This window comes from Sinorhizobium sp. 7-81, assembly GCF_030124405.1.
Lineage (GTDB): Bacteria > Pseudomonadota > Alphaproteobacteria > Rhizobiales > Rhizobiaceae > Sinorhizobium > Sinorhizobium psoraleae.
Genome location: NZ_JASKLT010000035.1, coordinates 1 through 14,966 on the forward strand (window position 1 = coordinate 1; position 14,966 = coordinate 14,966).

At 58.6% G+C, this 14,966-nt stretch carries 17 protein-coding genes and 5 pseudogenes; 14 read left to right on the forward strand and 8 right to left on the reverse strand.

Going from position 1 to position 14,966, the window contains the following annotated elements; translation table 11 throughout:
- Positions 1 to 325, forward strand: a 325-nt coding sequence (locus QN224_RS32675) for a TOBE domain-containing protein (RefSeq protein ID WP_283980054.1), incomplete at its 5' end; no start/stop codon positions are given.
- Positions 326 to 345: 20 nt separating this feature from the next.
- Here QN224_RS32675 and QN224_RS32680 read toward each other — a convergent pair.
- Both QN224_RS32680 and QN224_RS32685 read right to left on the reverse strand, forming a co-directional pair.
- Positions 346 to 461, reverse strand: a pseudogene (locus tag QN224_RS32680) (IS630 family transposase); the annotation flags it as partial.
- A gap of 48 nt (positions 462 to 509) precedes the next feature.
- Entirely contained in the window at positions 510 to 1,112 is a 603-nt protein-coding gene (locus QN224_RS32685) for a transposase (RefSeq protein WP_336621144.1), read from the reverse strand.
- A gap of 530 nt (positions 1,113 to 1,642) precedes the next feature.
- Here QN224_RS32685 and QN224_RS32690 point away from each other — a divergent pair.
- Positions 1,643 to 2,074: a MucR family transcriptional regulator gene (locus QN224_RS32690; protein ID WP_283980056.1), complete on the forward strand. Its 432-nt coding sequence runs from the start codon at positions 1,643 to 1,645 to the stop codon at positions 2,072 to 2,074.
- 178 nt (positions 2,075 to 2,252) lie between these two features.
- On the opposite strand, the pseudogene QN224_RS32695 reads toward QN224_RS32690, so the two are convergent.
- From QN224_RS32695 to QN224_RS32705, 3 genes and pseudogenes are all read right to left on the reverse strand, one after another.
- Positions 2,253 to 2,485, reverse strand: a pseudogene (locus QN224_RS32695) (hypothetical protein); the annotation flags it as partial.
- A 208-nt stretch (positions 2,486 to 2,693) separates the two neighbouring features.
- Complete coding sequence (locus tag QN224_RS32700; protein WP_283980057.1) at positions 2,694 to 3,149, reverse strand: transposase; 456 nt, start codon at positions 3,147 to 3,149, stop codon at positions 2,694 to 2,696.
- A gap of 349 nt (positions 3,150 to 3,498) precedes the next feature.
- Positions 3,499 to 3,791 (reverse strand): annotated as a pseudogene (locus tag QN224_RS32705) (exonuclease domain-containing protein); the annotation flags it as partial.
- Positions 3,792 to 4,041: 250 nt separating this feature from the next.
- Here QN224_RS32705 and QN224_RS32710 point away from each other — a divergent pair.
- Positions 4,042 to 4,500 (forward strand): MucR family transcriptional regulator, encoded by a 459-nt coding sequence (locus QN224_RS32710; protein WP_283980058.1) that lies wholly within the window; start codon positions 4,042 to 4,044, stop codon positions 4,498 to 4,500.
- Positions 4,501 to 4,657: 157 nt separating this feature from the next.
- Here the strand turns inward: QN224_RS32710 and QN224_RS32715 are convergent, their stop codons facing one another.
- The 3 genes from QN224_RS32715 to QN224_RS32725 form a co-directional block, all read right to left on the reverse strand.
- Entirely contained in the window at positions 4,658 to 4,912 is a 255-nt protein-coding gene (locus QN224_RS32715) for an excisionase family DNA-binding protein (protein WP_283980059.1), read from the reverse strand.
- A gap of 340 nt (positions 4,913 to 5,252) precedes the next feature.
- Positions 5,253 to 5,816: an RES family NAD+ phosphorylase gene (locus QN224_RS32720; protein WP_336621145.1), complete on the reverse strand. Its 564-nt coding sequence runs from the start codon at positions 5,814 to 5,816 to the stop codon at positions 5,253 to 5,255.
- 54 nt (positions 5,817 to 5,870) lie between these two features.
- Positions 5,871 to 6,545 (reverse strand): XRE family transcriptional regulator, encoded by a 675-nt coding sequence (locus QN224_RS32725; RefSeq protein ID WP_283980061.1) that lies wholly within the window; start codon positions 6,543 to 6,545, stop codon positions 5,871 to 5,873.
- A 1,017-nt stretch (positions 6,546 to 7,562) separates the two neighbouring features.
- Here QN224_RS32725 and aepX point away from each other — a divergent pair.
- From aepX to QN224_RS32780, 11 genes and pseudogenes are all read left to right on the forward strand, one after another.
- Entirely contained in the window at positions 7,563 to 8,486 is a 924-nt protein-coding gene (gene aepX / locus QN224_RS32730) for a phosphoenolpyruvate mutase (RefSeq protein ID WP_283980062.1), read from the forward strand.
- A 52-nt stretch (positions 8,487 to 8,538) separates the two neighbouring features.
- Positions 8,539 to 9,750, forward strand: a complete 1,212-nt coding sequence (locus QN224_RS32735; RefSeq protein WP_283980063.1) for a pyridoxal phosphate-dependent aminotransferase — start codon at positions 8,539 to 8,541, stop codon at positions 9,748 to 9,750.
- Between the two features lie 11 nt (positions 9,751 to 9,761).
- Positions 9,762 to 10,529, forward strand: a complete 768-nt coding sequence (locus tag QN224_RS32740) for a phosphocholine cytidylyltransferase family protein (RefSeq protein ID WP_283980064.1) — start codon at positions 9,762 to 9,764, stop codon at positions 10,527 to 10,529.
- Positions 10,530 to 10,557: 28 nt separating this feature from the next.
- A pseudogene (locus QN224_RS34005) lies at positions 10,558 to 10,851 on the forward strand (thiamine pyrophosphate-dependent enzyme); the annotation flags it as partial.
- Between the two features lie 21 nt (positions 10,852 to 10,872).
- Positions 10,873 to 11,400: pseudogene (locus tag QN224_RS34010) on the forward strand (dihydroxy-acid dehydratase); the annotation flags it as partial.
- 40 nt (positions 11,401 to 11,440) lie between these two features.
- On the forward strand, positions 11,441 to 11,605 hold the full coding sequence (locus QN224_RS32755) for a hypothetical protein (RefSeq protein ID WP_283980065.1): 165 nt from the start codon (positions 11,441 to 11,443) through the stop codon (positions 11,603 to 11,605).
- 374 nt (positions 11,606 to 11,979) lie between these two features.
- Complete coding sequence (locus tag QN224_RS32760) at positions 11,980 to 12,627, forward strand: TIGR04255 family protein (RefSeq protein ID WP_283980071.1); 648 nt, start codon at positions 11,980 to 11,982, stop codon at positions 12,625 to 12,627.
- A 20-nt stretch (positions 12,628 to 12,647) separates the two neighbouring features.
- Positions 12,648 to 13,076 carry a hypothetical protein gene (locus tag QN224_RS32765; protein WP_283980066.1) on the forward strand — a complete coding sequence of 143 codons (429 nt, stop codon included), beginning with the start codon at positions 12,648 to 12,650 and terminating at the stop codon, positions 13,074 to 13,076.
- Positions 13,077 to 13,275: 199 nt separating this feature from the next.
- The gene (locus tag QN224_RS32770; protein ID WP_283980067.1) at positions 13,276 to 13,446 is read left to right on the forward strand and encodes a hypothetical protein; all 171 of its coding nucleotides are present in this window, start codon (positions 13,276 to 13,278) and stop codon (positions 13,444 to 13,446) included.
- Positions 13,434 to 13,910, forward strand: coding sequence for a hypothetical protein (locus QN224_RS32775; RefSeq protein ID WP_283980068.1), 477 nt, complete (start codon positions 13,434 to 13,436; stop codon positions 13,908 to 13,910). The genes QN224_RS32770 and QN224_RS32775 overlap by 13 nt, the downstream gene beginning before the upstream one ends.
- A gap of 231 nt (positions 13,911 to 14,141) precedes the next feature.
- Complete coding sequence (locus tag QN224_RS32780; protein ID WP_283980069.1) at positions 14,142 to 14,918, forward strand: DUF2726 domain-containing protein; 777 nt, start codon at positions 14,142 to 14,144, stop codon at positions 14,916 to 14,918.
- Positions 14,919 to 14,966 lie beyond the last annotated feature (48 nt).

Here is a 14,966-nt window from a genome sequence, read left to right on the forward strand (position 1 = left end):
CTTCGAGGGGGCGGTCAACAATGGGCAGTTCGTCACCGATGGCGGGGTAGCGCTTCCAATGCCTGAGGGCTATCAAGGCGCGACGGCAGCGGTCTACGGTATCCGTCCAGAGCATCTGACGGTCGCCGACAATGGTGTACCCGCCACCGTCGTCGTGGTCGAGCCGACCGGGTCCGAAACGCATGTGCTGGCGAAGCTCGGCCCTGCAGACGTGAACCTCGTGCTGCGCGACCGGGTCGAGTTTCAACCCGGCCAGACGGTCATGGTCGCTCCCGACCAAAAAAGGGTCCACTTGTTTACATTGCAGGGGCTACGCGCAAACTGATTGGCCTTCCGCTGAGATCACTGCACCGCCGACGACACGGCAATGCCGAAACAAACCGCCAACGATCGGCACCTTTCCGCTGCCGCAATCTCGCCAACAACATACTCACGAGATCATTCGAAAGAGATCGCGTCATCCAATGCTGGCCTTCTCTCCAGCCAGCATCTTTTAGTCGCAAAACAGCCTAGTGTCCTAATTCTGAAGTCCAGCTATTTTGTTTTGTTTTTCGGCGGTTTGCAGCGTTGCCAGGCAGACGCGTTTGATGGTGGCGAGGATATCGTCGGCCGACTTGGTCCACCGGAGGGGTTTGGCGTTGACCGCTTCGATGTAGGCTGTGATTGCCGCTTCCAGAACGCAGGTTCAGCGGTGCACACCGGGCCGGATCCGCTTTTCGGTCAGGTTGGCGAAGAAGCGCTGAACCTGGTTGAGCCACGACACCGCCGTCGGGGCGAAATGGCTGTGCCAGCGGGGGCCGCTTGAGAAAGAAATTGCGGATGGCGCTGGTCTTGTGGGTCGCGTAGTTGTCCATCACGGTGTGGATATCGAGGTCGCGCGGCACGTTGGCTTCGATTTCGCGCAGGAACTTCAGGAATTCGTGCGCGCGGTGACGCTTGAAACAGCGACGGATGATCTTGCCGGTGGCGGCACCCAGCACGGCGAAGAGCGACAGCGTCCCATGCCGTACGTAATCGTGGCTGCGCCGTTCGATCTGGCCGGGCCGCATCGGCAGTGCCGGCTGGCTGTGATCCAGCACTTGAATCTGACTCTTCTCATCGACGCAACGCACCAGCGCCCGCTCGGGCGGGTTGAGATAAAGGTCGACAATGTCTCCTACCTTTTCGACAGCGCATCGGAGGTGAGCCTGAAGCTTTCGGCGCGATGCGGCTGCAGGCCGAAGGTCGTCCAGATGCTGTGGATCGTCGAGGGGGCGTGGCCGACGCCACGTGCCATCGACCGCAGGCTCAGTGGGGTGCGTCCGGCGGCGTCTTCTCCAACGTCAGCCGCATCGTCTCGGCTATTTCCGCATCGCCGATTTGCCGCGGCTCGTCGTAAACACCGACAGCCGCAACTCGGCAAAGCATCGTTTCCATTTGCCCACGGTGTTCGGCATCGCGCCAAGCCGCGCGGCAATCTCTTGTTCTCGACACCGACACCGTCACCGACCAACGCGGCCATTTTTGTGCGGAATAGAGTAGCTGCTTCCGGATTTTAGTTTTGACATTTCCTTGATCAGTGTTAGTCGAGCAACCAAAAGGTCGCCGCTCTCGACCCGCCTGGGTGACGGTTTCCCATCCTGACTTCCAATTGGAGAAGAAAATGACAGAAGCCACGCTCGGTGCGAGCAACGAACTCTTTGTTGAACTGGCCACGGAAATCGTAGCCGCCTATGTGAGCAACCATGTGGTTCCGGTTACCGAGCTTCCGACGCTTATCGCCGACGTCCATTCCGCGCTCAACAACACCGCGGCCCCCCCGCCGGTGGTTGTTGCCGTTGAGAAGCAGAAGCCTGCGATCTCGGTCCGCAAGTCGGTGCAGGACGACCAGATCACCTGCCTCGAATGCGGCGGCACCTTCAAGTCGCTGAAGCGCCATCTGATGACCCACCACAAGCTTTCCCCGCAAGAGTACCGCGAGAAGTGGTGTCTGCCGGCAGACTACCCGATGGTCGCACCCGCTTACGCCGAAGCCAGGTCGCGCCTCGCCAAGGAAATGGGCCTTGGCCAGCGTCGCAAACGTCGCGGCAAGTAAAGCGCTTGAGCCTCGCCGCGCGATCCCTGCGTCGGCGGAGGGACCTTTTACCGCTGGACCGCATCGCCCCAAACACATAGAAGAACTTCTTCATTCCCACGATGCCCGCAACAAGTCGGCCGCTGGCTATGCCGATGCGAATCGATACAGAGCGGTCATGCGGACCATGCAATCGGCCATTGTTGGCGCGTTCGTTGGCAGACTCTGTATTAATCGGATCAGCCGGCCTGGTTTCACCTGAGTCAGGCGTTCCAGATGCTTCATTTGAATTGAACAGATGCGGCGCCGTCTCTTCCACTTCGCGGGCCAAGGCCTTGAGATCTGTGCCTCCCCAGATTGAGTTCGTCTGGGCTTTTGACTGTCGTCGCCCCGACTTGAAGCAACAACGAATCTCCGCTGTGGCGTCTTCATCTATTTTCGATCCCAAGCAAAACCGTGAAAAGGCAACGCCGGTTGGCACGCTTCAACTCCTTGCCGACCGCGCAGTTGGCGTGCATTCACCCGGCAAAAGTGGCGAAACAGCAGGGGTTGATTTGCCGCCACAATGTCAAATGGGGGCAAATTCAACCTACTGGCGTAACACGAAGGGCGCAGAAGAAACTGTCGTCCCCGGTCCTGGTTAGTTCAGCCCGAGCCTTTTGCGCAGTTCGGCATTTTCCGCGCGCAACTTTTCCGCCAGTAGCTTGCGGAGCCTCTGGTTTTCCTCTTCGAGCTGGACAAGATCTGCCAACTCATCGCCGGCCGGTACCGGCTTGGTGTCCTTGGTGTCCTTTAGTTCGACAGGCTTCGCGGCACCTTTCCAATGATAGTAGGTTTGCTCCGATATGCCAGCGCTCCTGATAGCGTCCTTGAGGGTGCTGCCTTCGGTGACTTGCGCCTCGATCCGCTTGAGCTTCTCGCTCTTCTCTTTCTCGCTATACCTCTTGGGTTTAGCGGCCGGCGTCTTTGATTGAGCTTGTTCGGAAGCCGCCTTCTGGGGCCGTGGCGACCTCTGCTTCTTAGCCGTTGGTGCTTTCACTTCCGCGCCCGTCGCTACAGCCGCAGCAACCGGTCCCGCACTGCTCTCGTCAGCCATCAGCAATTCCTCCTTTAGTCATCGCCCTGTTTTCTGCTGAGTGCACCACAGAGTCAACACAACTATTAGAGTCCTGCTTTACGGATAGTTGATGTTGGCCTTGTGCCTGAAGCCTGACGGCCGACGGCGCGTCAAAGGCTCCCAGTTCTCACCTCAAGTACAGGGCGCCTGCTTACCACTGTTCCCAACTGACGATGGTGCGACCCCTACACGTTTGAGCAGGTTCGACGGTATCGCGCAGTATGGGACCGCAGGGCACCGCCTTCGAGAGATCACCCCGCCCGTCACGGCCAGGGCGAGCGTCAGCTTCATTTGCTTGGCCATCTCTTCTGGTTTTCTACCGTCATCAGAACGGCCGATCGAAGCCGGCATTGTGGGTGATCACGAGCTCGGCCGGGTCGAGCAGCGCGCGAAGCGAGCCGGCATCGATCATCAGCCCGGCAACCATCGCGTCGGTAATTCCTGTGAGGCGGGTGATTCCAGGGGGATCGGGACAGTTGGCTGCTGCAGGCCGCCGTAAACACCTGTGACGTCGCCGATATGACCCTCGTCGTTAAAGGTGAAGGCGACTGCGCCGATTTCGATGATCTCGTCCCTGCTATGGTCGAGGCCTGTCGTCTCGGTGTCAACGATCACGCCAATGCTGAGACGTCATCGGCCTCCAGTGTCCTCGGATTTGGGCGCACCAGTAGGGTGCGGATCATGCGTCAGGATAGAAACCGAGGGAGACTCTGGCAACGCATGAGGTCAGCAGAACAAGACACACAAACCAAAATGCCCGGAAATCTCTCGAAAAAAACACACCGCCCAAGCGACACCGCCTTCGTTCCGACCGAAATACCTGCACGTTGACCGAGGCTGCCTGACCGACAGGAAAACAGAGGAGACGATGTTGAGCGAATCGCTTTCGAGCAATGAGGAGCGAAAGCTGGAGCTGACGAGCCGGATCGTCGCGGCTTATCTAAGCCACAATGTCGTTCCTGCCGGCGATCTTTCCAATCTTATCCAGCAGACGTATTCCTCGCTGAGCGGCACGTCTTCGCGACATCAGGCTGAACCGGCCGTCGAAGAACAGCGCCCGGCCGTTCCGATCAAGAAGTCCGTAACAGCCGATTTCATCATCTGCCTGGAGGATGGTGAAAAGTTCAAATCCCTGAGACGACACCTGATGGCAAAGTACGGCCTCACTCCGGAGCAATACCGTGAGAAGTGGGGTCTTCCGGCCGACTACCCCATGATTGCTTCAAGCTACGCCCAACAACGCTCCGAGCTTGCGCGCGCGTCCGGGCTGGGCAAGAAACGGGCAGAACCAGACCCAAAGCCGCATCCTGTCGCAAGAAGATCAGCCTGACGTTTTGGTGAGCCGCGGAAACAGCTGCCCGTCGGTGGCGACCACGCCCACGACGGCCGAGCTCGGTATATACGGCACTCCTTCGTGGAGAGAGCCCGTGTTCGGGTTGGGGGTCAGCGATGCTGGCTTCCGAGTTCGTAGCCGCTGGCATCCTCGCTCAGCGACACCAGCCGATCAGGGCCAACGCGCGCTTGGCATCACGAGTTGCCTTGAAGGCCGCAACATCCGTTGCTCTCAAGCGCCGGTGGCTGCCAATCTTTTCCGCTGGAAGTTCACCAGCATCGACCGATCGGACCAGATACTGCCTGGAAACGTTGAGAATATCCGCCGCAGCCTGCGTTGACAGCATCTCCTCGTCCGGCAGCACCGCCACCGGTCGCCCCTCGGCGAGAAGCGCGGCGGCCTGATACATGGCCTCCGCCAAGGCATGCGGCAGTTCCAAGCGCTCGCCATCGGCATCGATGACCTGAACGACTCCTTGCCGCTTCTTGGAACTCGCCCGCAAGAGCGATGCGACACGCGCAGCAGCCGACCTCTCGGGTGCCGGAATGGTATTCGAGGTTTTGGTGGAATTTTTGTTCGACGATGTGCGATGCGATACAGCCATACCGACAATATGGCGCATAAACGCTACCAACCTGTTCTCTGATCGATCGGGAAATTTGCATGAGTGCCTATGCTGGTCGCCGTTCTTGACGACAACGTCCTCTTATCCTTCGTGGGGCCCAGCCAGCAAGTTTCATGACGTTGGTTTAGATGATGTCGACGAGGCTCACACGAAGATCGTTGATGGTGGCGGCAAGGCCCGGTGCTCCCATCAACGGTACGATGCGCACCGCCGACAATTTCGAGATGGCGCGGTCAAATAGCGCAAGGTTCGTATGCCCATTCAGGCGGGATGGATAGATGATGCCGTCCGGCACGGATCGGTGCTCATGGAAAGCAAGCGACCACGTCCGCGCGAGGGTTTGGCGGGAGGATTTCGCGACATCCGTCGGCACTCCCATCCTGATAGCGTGGTCCTCGCGGAGATCAACAAGGCGGAGATCAGCTATCGTCTCAATCTCTGCGTAGCGCCGCGCGTAGATCTCCTTTTCATCGATCGGGAGATCACCCACGCGGCCATCGCGCCGATCACGCAGGACCGCTTCCAGGAAGCAAACCTTGAGTGTGTCACCCAAATATAAGACGCCAAACCGCCTTGCCGGGCCCCGCCGGCGGGGATCACTGAACCGGCTCGGCGTCTTTCCGTATCCTAACGGGTCGGGAAAGGCGCTCGCATAGATTCGTCCAAATCGACGACCGGCAGGAACAATCTCAATGTCGAGCGCGGAATCCTCGAAACCCGCGGGCGGCTTGATTATGGCCATTCAGCGAAATTCACCGCGGGCGACACCCTCGGCCGCTGCAACCACTTCGTCGGCCCGACCGCGCTTCAACGCGTTGAGGCCCGTCCGGCCATTCAAAGCGCCGTGCGGAGTGATAAGGAAGCGGTAAACCGCCCATGCACCGCCCAGGACCTCGTGCAGCTTCGGAAGCGCAGCATAAGGTCGACCGTCCCGATCGAGTTGCCATGACGGAAAACGGAAGCCCCGCTTAGCGCCGTCGAGACCGAGAACCTGCCCGTTTTGGCGCTTTGTGTTGACGGTGACGCGCGAAACGCCGAGCAGGTTCGCGAATGCCTCCGCGCTCAGCATATCGTCCTCCGCGAGAATCTCCGCCACGCGGCGCCGACCACGTTCCCGTGCGGCAGCCAACGCAGCCTGGAGTTCGTCATCCGGCTCTGGCACGTCCTCTACCGGAACCGCATCCTGATCAGATAGCGGCTCTTCTTCAACGACTGAAATCGTCTGCGCGCCGGCCAGCGGATCCACGACGACGCGGAAACTGACCTGGTGGCCGGCCTTTCGGCTCAGCTTAACAGCCTTGGCGTACTGTCTGATCAGGGCCTTCTCGAAATCGGCTTTCCGTGGCAGCTTCATCGAGAGCGCAATGGTCGAAGAACCACTTCGTGGCTCGTTGGCTAGAGGTTTCGTAGTGGGCATGTTCTTCAGCCTCCTGTGCTATAATCTAGGCAGGATGCGACAGGTCGTCAAGTTTGTTAAGTTCGTAAATTACACCTTTGGTCAGCCCTGATGGCCCCGAAGCTCTGGTTGCCTAGATTTTAAAGAGAACCATTGATCACCATGCGCCTTCGGCGAGCGACTCAGGCAAGCGCGCCGATCGAAAGAGCTGCTATCTGCATAAATTGGTTCACATGGTGTCAACGTCACCGCCCCAATCGACATATTGGCGAAGCGTTTGATCGAACGTGGGCGCGAAAATCTCGAGACCCTTCGGCAGCGTCTGATGCGAAGCGGAGCGGGCAGCAAAGCCTCGAAGGTGACGATGTGCTGCATATCGACAACTCGGGTCCGCCGGAGATCGCTGGCGAACGCCTAGTCCTAATAGCCGTACTTGTTGCTCAAGCCGCCACGACCTCCGCAACGTGGCGGCAAGATCGGCGAGACCTCGGTTTCGACCCATTGCTGCGAGCGCGGCAGGCTGCAGACGCTTTGACGCGATCGCGTCGGGGACGATGTATTCGAGCTTGCGGAGCTTGGGAGCTTGTCCGAACCGTCTCCAATAACTGCGGTGCGGCAGTCGCCGGCTGGCGAGGTCATCGTGTGAAGTTCGAGGAACGCCCTGCGACACCATCGGTCCGCCTTTGTCGGGTCTGCTACGCAGATTTGTTTGACCAATCTCCTCTTTTCTTAGGCTAACTTGCTGAAAGTCTACCACAATGTCTTCTTTCTTTTCGGCGAGCCGAATTGGCATAACTCTTGAAGGCCATTTGTGAGCGGCGGCGAAAGCTGCCCCCCTGCTTCAGACGCAGGTCGTGGGATCGAATAAATGGAGGAATATAACATGTCAGATCCGCTTCGGATTTTCGACGCACAGGGAGGTTCGGCAGTCGACCACCTCCCAAAAGGGTTGTCCGTCGACTGGCTCCAACCGCCTGGAATTCTATCCTTGTCCTCGCAGGGGCATCCCGACTTGAGCGTTGCGAAGGAGGCATAACAATGAACAAGGCGATGCCATTTCCGATAGGCGCCGAGGCCGTGCCCGTGGCGTCGCCATCGACATCCCTTCGCGAGCTCATTCTCTCCAAGGATCTGACATTTCTGATGGAAGCACATGATGGCCTCTCGGCGGCAATCGCGGAGCGGGCCGGCTTTAAAGGACTTTGGGCCTCCGGTCTCTCGATTTCTTCAGCGCTCGGCTACCGCGATGCCAATGAGGCCAGTTGGACGCAGGTCGTCGACGTCGTCGAACGAATGGTAGACTCTACAAACGTCCCGATCCTCGTCGACGGTGACAGCGGCTTTGGCAACTTCAACAATGCCCGCCTTGTCGCAAGAAAGCTCAAGCAACGCGGCGCTGCCGGCATCTGCCTTGAGGACAAGGCCTTCCCGAAACTGAACTCCTTCGTTGGCGACAGGCATCCGCTAGCCGACATTTATGAATTCTCCGGCCGCCTGAAGGCGGTGAGGGATACGACTGGACCCGCTTTTGTCCTGGTCGCTCGAACTGAAGCCTTGATTGCCGGCTACGGCCTCGATGTAGCGCTGGATCGGGCAGAGGCCTTCGCGAACTCCGGCGCCGATGCGGTCCTCATTCACTCCCGTAAAAGCGTTGCCGACGAGATCCTAGACTTCGCCAAGAAGTGGAACAACAGGCTTCCGGTCGTGATCGTCCCGACGAAATACTACAAGACGCCGGTCTCGGCCTATAGGGAAGTAGGCATCTCCACCGTGATATGGGCCAATCACGCCCTCCGGGCTGCGATTGCCGGCATGCGCGACATCTGCGGCCGCATTCGATCGGAGGAGAGCGTTGCAGGCATCGAGGAGCGAGTCGCGGACCTGGAGGAGCTCTTCAGATTGATCGGCTACGATGAGCTCGAGCAGGCGGAAAAGCAGTATCTGCCTAAACAGACTGCGTGAGCGGCGCCGAAGGGCGTCAAAGAGAAATCATGAGACGGTTGGGAGGGCGCACATGCTTGCGCAACGGACAAGCTTGTTCAAGCCATCGGGGACCGCCGCGGCGCGCGCAGCAGCAAGGGCGGCCGCCGACGCTGGCAAGGAAATTACCGATCTAACGGCCGGTGAGATCTGGAGCGACCTTGCTCCAACCATTCGCGAGGGCGCAATCGAAGCGATCGACAAAGGCGTCAACCGCTACACAGAAACGGTTGGCATGATGGAGTTGCGCGAAGCTCTGGCGCGGAAAGTCTCACTCGATACCGGGCAGATTTGGAAGGCCGAAGAAGTGGCGGTCACTTCTGGTGCCAAACAGGCCTTGTTTAATGCGGCGATGGTGCTACTCAATCCCGGCGACGAGGTCATCGTTCCGGCACCGTACTGGACGACCTTTCCGGCGCAGGTGCTGATAGCCGGCGGGACGCCGATCTTCGTCGACACGCGGTCCAATGACTATGTGCCGCGCACCGAAGACATCAAGACCGCGGTAACCGAGCGCACCCGAGCGGTCGTCATCAGCACGCCCAATAATCCCACTGGTGCCGTCTACGACGTCCAGACGCTAAAGGAGATCGCCGAGCTTGCGATCAACCACAACGTCTGGGTCATTTTCGACGAGTGCTATGGCGACTTCGTCCATGGGCACTACAACCACTATTCGATCGTCTCTGTTGTTCCCGAAATTCGGTCGCGAACCCTTATCGTCAACTCGTTTAGCAAGTCGCTCGCGTTGGCCGGCTGGCGGATTGGCTACGTGGCCGGTCCGACGGAAGTGATTGACGCCGCCAGGGCACTGCAGTCGCACACCACGTCAAACCCAAACGTGATTGCCCAACATGCAGTATTGACACATCTGCAGCGGGGAGACAGCGGTTACGAACGCGAGCTGCGTTCGCGGCTGACAAGTGCCAGACAAATGGGTCTCGAGATCCTCTCTTACCTGAAGCGGATACCTGTACCGAAGGCGCAAGGCAGCTTCTATTTCTATCTCGATCTGACAAACCTGCTCGCGCCTGAGACATCAAATCCGATGACTGGCGATGCGGACACGGTCGTCCATTCGCTGCTCGCTGAAGCCGGCGTCGCGACCGTCTCCGGCAGCGCATTCGGCGATCCCGCCGGCATTCGCCTATCCTACGGAGTTTCGCTTGAAAGGCTCGAGGCCGGCCTGGGTCGCCTCGTTGGAATCCTCAATGGCTGGGAGCAACACGTCGCCTCGCAAAGATGAAGAAGAATGATATGAACGTCAATGCACCTACGAAAGCTGTCATTCTCGCCGCTGGCCTCGGCTCCCGTTTGCGCCCCTTAACTGACCTGCGTCCGAAGCCCTTGGTCGAGGTTAACGGCACACCGATTATTCACAATGCACTCAGAAACCTGAAAGCTGTCGGCGTCGAAGAAGTCACGATCGTCGTAGGGTACCGGAAGGATGCGATCCAGCACGCCTGCGGCAGCCACTTTGGCGGGCTTAAGATCAATTATGTGGAGTCCTCCGTTTTCGACCGTACCGGCAGCGCGTACTCGCTGTGGCTGGCGCGGGAGGCGCTCGTCGCTGGAGATTGCTACCTTCTTGAGGGCGACGTCTTCTTCGAAGAGGATGTACTGCGTTCCCTCACGATGGGCGTCGCTAGGAACGCTGCGGCCGTCGCGCCGTTCGATCCATCAATGGAAGGGTCAGCAGTTGTTCTCGACGATGAGGGCTTCATATCCGAAGTCCGGTTGAAGCAGTCGGCCGCCAATCTTGGTGTTTCGGATGGCCCGACGCTGTTCAAAACAATGAACCTCATCGCATTTTCAATCGCCGATCTCCGGTCAATGATCGTACCGGCACTCGACGACTTGATCGGCTCCGGCGCGATCAAGGCATACACTGAGGAACTGCTCGCCTGTCTCATCAAGCACCGTGGGCTGCAGCTCGCAGCGACGCGTTGCGACGGTCTCAGATGGTACGAGATCGATAGCGAGCAGGATCTTCACGTCGCGCAGGCAATTTTTGGATCAATTTAACCATTTATATTAACGTCATAATCTCTACATGATCGCCTTTACGGGCGACGGCTCATTTATGATGAACCCGCAGATTCTGATCGATGCCCTCGCGCACAAGGCCAAGGGCATGGTCGTTGTCCTCGACAACCGGCGAGTGGGCGCTATCTCCTCGCTACAGGCGTCCCAGTTCGGTCCGGATTTCGGCACCAACGACGACGTCGCCGTGGATTTCGTCGGCATGGCGAACTCGGTCAGCGGTGTCCTCGGACTTTTCGGCGGCTACAGCCGAGCGGAACTCGAGGCCGCGCTGCAGAAAGCCCACGCTCACGAAGGACTCTCGGTTGTGCATGTCCCGGTGTTCAGCCCAACAAGCCTCAGGTTCCGAAACCTGATGTCCACGGACGTCGAAGAGATGACCCGCGCCCAGCCCATGGATTCGGTCATTCTCCTTGGTGGTTGCGACAAGACCGTCCCAGCCGAGTTGATGGGCGCGGCATCGGCTGACCTCCCGTCGATCCAGCTCGTCGCCGGGCCGATGTCGACCAGCCGCCATCAAGGCGAGCGCCTTGGCGCTTGCACCGACTGCCGCCGCTTCTGGCAGCGTTATCGCGCAGGCGATGTAAGCGACGAAGGTATCGATGCTGTCGAGAAGCGTCTCGCTTCGACTTCAGGCACCTGTGCTGTGATGGGTACAGCCAGCACGATGGCCTCGCTCGCAGAAGCGATCGGCATGATGCCTGCCGGATCTGCGGCGATTCCGGCCGTGGAGCTCTTCGGCAACATGGCTCCCCGTGGCGCGATCATCAAGCGGTCTGCCGCCGACCCGAAACTATTGGAGAAGACCGGTCGAGCCGTCGTCTTCACCTCGCTGCAGGATCTCGCGGCGCAAAGCGTGCGGACCGCGTGATCCAGGGACTGGAGGAGAAGCAATGGCCAAGGATGTTGCTGCAAAAGCCGAGGTAGTCGATCTCGCTGCGAATTATCGGCAGTTTGGTCTCCGCGCCGTGCTAGCCGCACTGAGCATCAAGTCGGAAAGGAGCGTGGGTGCGCTTCCCGCGACAAGCGAAACACCGACCAAAAAGTCCGCGTCTTGACCGGCCATCCGGGTATTAAAGGCATTCGACAGTTAGGTCGGCGCGGACACTCTCTGCGCCGCCGAGCGCCTTGAGGGGACTCGAACCGGAGACCCCGTCATTCAAGAGGCCTGGTCAAAGCTGGGCGAATGCACGCTTCGAGAGCTGGCTAGCCAAATGCCCTGCAGCACTGGTGTTTGAGATGGACGTGTTTGCGTGAACTGACAGCCTCGTGCCTGGCAAGGACATTCGGCTGCGGAAATTATTATTTTATGCATGGAACTTCTTACTTTACGTTTCACTTTACATAGTTATAACGTTGAATTGCGGCCAACCACGGAATTTCAATCACCTACAATGTCGTCGATCCCCTGTTCTCGGAAGAGCTCCCGGAGATTCCTCTAGCAACCGCCCCGCTCGCGAGGGTTCTGGCGCAGGTCCGGTTTCCAGAAGTTCAATCGGTGCAGAACAAGTCCTTCGTGGCTCCCTTTCAAGAGCGTATTAGGAAATTGTATCCGCGAACGGTGAGCGACACGCTTAATGGTTTCGTCATAGGCTCGCCGCAACTGGTCAGCACGAACATCTGGCGATACCTGGATGCGGATGGCTGGCGCGTATCGCTGTCCGACTCCTTCATCTCGATCGAAACCACAAAGTACACTTCAAGGAAGGACTTTACCTCACGATTTCGCTTCCTGCTGCAACAACTGGCGGAGACGGTAGGTCCCACTCACACGAACAGAATCGGGATCAGGTACGTGGATCAGGTCCTACTCGAGGAAAACGAAAGCATGAGCGGCATGCTGCGGAAAGAAATGATTGGGGTAAAGGACATCTTCGGCAAGACGCACCACATGATCTCCGAATTGGAGGGGGCGTCGAAAGAGGGTGGTGCGACGATGACGGCTTTCTCCTGTACCGACGCAGCCGGCCTGACGACTTTCGTTCGTCAGCGCCGACGACATCCACGCTGGTGGACATGCTCCAACAGGAAACCTCGGCCGAACGGAACATCGCGGCCGTTAGGTCGGCGCGTTTCATAACCCAACTCGGGCAAATCAAGATGATCACCGGCTACAGCTGGGAGAAGATCGCAACCCTTCTCAGTTGCACCCGCCAATCCCTTTATAATTGGCGTGATGGCCTCGTTGTCACGGATATGAATATCCGCGCAGTTCAAAGAATGCATGGCGCCCTTTCCCATATCAACCAGGACAACCCGGTCGAGACACGGGCGGTGCTCGAAGCGGATGATGGCGCTATCTTCAAACTGCTCAAGGAAGGCATGTTCGAAGAAGCCAAGAGGCGGGCGGGTGAAGGTATCGGCTCCGGAGCGATTGGGCGCGCCGGCCGTGTAAATGAGCTGCCGGGCCGTCAAGACCATTGGACTGACCGCGTGGCGGCAGGTCCGGAGGAGGCCCTCGGCGACAACGGCGGCTTCGAACAGACGGTCATCAAGCGGCGCGGTGCGCCACGAAAAAGCAATCGGTGAATGAACGACATCCTCCCTGGCGTCAGCCTTTCCGAAGACGAGAAGGACATACTCAGATCGTGGCGTCGGGGAGACTACACTCTCGACGCGCGCGAGTTTCCGATCATGTTCGTGAATGAACATGGCTCGCTAGACCTCGCCTGGGAGGATGTCGAGGGTTGGGTGGTTCTAACTCAGACATGCGATATCGTGAACTTCGTTGAAGGACGCGATCATGTTGCCGTCGCACCGACCGGGCCTGATGCAGGCCGTTGCCAAAGGCACGACGCCCGCTGCAGCCCAACTTGAGAACTCGCCGGGCGAGAATCTCGTTGTTGACCTGACCAAACTCGGTGTCGTGCAAAAGAAGGCCCTGGCATGGCAGGCATGAGACGCGCCGTAGGCTTCAATAGCGATGAGACACGCTGCACGTTCGCTCAGACCTTGGAACGTCGATACGGCCGCTTCGCATTTCCCGACGCCCTGAGTGATGGACCTGTAATGGCGATCCGCAACCAATCCAAGGACAAGCATAAAAAGAATTCTGATTCTGGGCGAGTTTACAGATCGCTTCGTTGCATCAGGGTCTCAGCATCTCCTGATTTCGATACAAGAGGGGCTGAGATCCAGTTTCTGGCTGTTCTTGACGAAGAACCCAGGCTCGAGGCTACGACAGCGGAGATAAAGAAAGAACTCGACTCCGTCGCAGCGTCTCCGAAGTTCAATTGGCCGGAAGAATTTGAGCGCGCTGTCCCGCTTTTTAGAGTCGTGACGCCGGACTCCATCAGCGCGCGAGAGTGGTTTACCAGCCAGCAAATTGATCTCGATTTCCTCTCTCCTCCCAAAGATCTCTGAGCGGGCGGCGCATAATATCGTGCCCGCAATTCCGATAGATACATTATGCGATCATTTTGGCCCAGAACGTGAACAACCTAGCAACACGCCGTGCAGCGGCGCCGTAAACCACCGTCGCGCGAGCGACATTGGAATTCGAGTCCGGCCTCGTGCGAGATCTAATGCCTTTGGGTGACTTTTCGCCGGTCGTCCACGCGTTCTACTATCCAGGCGGGAGATCTGGAGAGGGGCATGCAATATCGGCAAAGGTCGGTGCTGTTCGCAGCACCTTGGCTGACCATCGGAGTTGCCGCAGTCGGCGTTTCGGGCGGTATAACCGTTGCAGACTTCGAAAAGCCTGAACTGCTGATCGCCGCGCTGTTTATCGGCCTCCTCATCGGCATGGCGGTTGAGCAGTTCTTAGCCACGATGAGAAAACAGGCGTGGCAAGAAAGAAACAGGTCACGCTGGAAGGAAAGCCGCAGCATCGTACAGGGGCCTTGGGTTCAGACGCCAGTTGCGGAACCATTGAGGCCGGTCGACGCCACGGAGCAACTACGTATCGTGATGCGCTCGGATTTCACCATCCAGCCGTTGCTGAACAAGAGCGAAGCCCGGGTGTTTCGGGAACTCGACAGCATGGTGATCGGCTGCAATTCTTCCTGGCAAGTAATGGCTCAGGTTTCACTGGGCGAGATCCTCCGGAGCACCGACGCGGACGCCTACCGTTGCATCAATTCCAAGCGTGTCGACTTGCTGCTCGTAGATAGCAATTGCCAACCGCGGCACGTCATCGAATACCAGGGCGGAGCACATCATCAAGGCGCCGCGGCCGCGCGCGACGCGGTAAAGAAGGAAGCGCTGCGCCGCGCGGGGATCGGCTACCATGAGGTCGTGGCTGGCCAAACGACGCCGTCGGAACTCAGGCGATTGGTCGAGAAGCTGGTGGAAAGGCCTGCACGGCAGAGCCAAGTCCATTCGAGAGAAACATCACCTTGCTCGACAGCAATGAGGGGCGCTGCGAGATGATCTCCGATTTCGAGGCAGTTCGCAGAAATCTGTTTCCGGCTAGCCACG

Excerpts from the sequence above, each read along its gene's own strand:
- QN224_RS32690 (WP_283980056.1), top strand. The coding sequence starts at position 1,643 with ATGACAGAAGCCACGCTCGGTGCGAGCAACGAACTCTTTGTTGAACTG.
- QN224_RS32700 (WP_283980057.1), bottom strand. The coding sequence starts at position 3,149 with ATGGCTGACGAGAGCAGTGCGGGACCGGTTGCTGCGGCTGTAGCGACG.
- QN224_RS32715 (WP_283980059.1), bottom strand. The coding sequence starts at position 4,912 with ATGTATCAGGCCGCCGCGCTTCTCGCCGAGGGGCGACCGGTGGCGGTG.
- QN224_RS32725 (WP_283980061.1), bottom strand. The coding sequence starts at position 6,545 with ATGCCCACTACGAAACCTCTAGCCAACGAGCCACGAAGTGGTTCTTCG.
- aepX (WP_283980062.1), top strand. The coding sequence starts at position 7,563 with ATGAACAAGGCGATGCCATTTCCGATAGGCGCCGAGGCCGTGCCCGTG.
- QN224_RS32735 (WP_283980063.1), top strand. The coding sequence starts at position 8,539 with ATGCTTGCGCAACGGACAAGCTTGTTCAAGCCATCGGGGACCGCCGCG.
- QN224_RS32740 (WP_283980064.1), top strand. The coding sequence starts at position 9,762 with ATGAACGTCAATGCACCTACGAAAGCTGTCATTCTCGCCGCTGGCCTC.
- QN224_RS32755 (WP_283980065.1), top strand. The coding sequence starts at position 11,441 with ATGGCCAAGGATGTTGCTGCAAAAGCCGAGGTAGTCGATCTCGCTGCG.
- QN224_RS32765 (WP_283980066.1), top strand. The coding sequence starts at position 12,648 with ATGATCACCGGCTACAGCTGGGAGAAGATCGCAACCCTTCTCAGTTGC.
- QN224_RS32775 (WP_283980068.1), top strand. The coding sequence starts at position 13,434 with ATGGCAGGCATGAGACGCGCCGTAGGCTTCAATAGCGATGAGACACGC.
- QN224_RS32780 (WP_283980069.1), top strand. The coding sequence starts at position 14,142 with ATGCAATATCGGCAAAGGTCGGTGCTGTTCGCAGCACCTTGGCTGACC.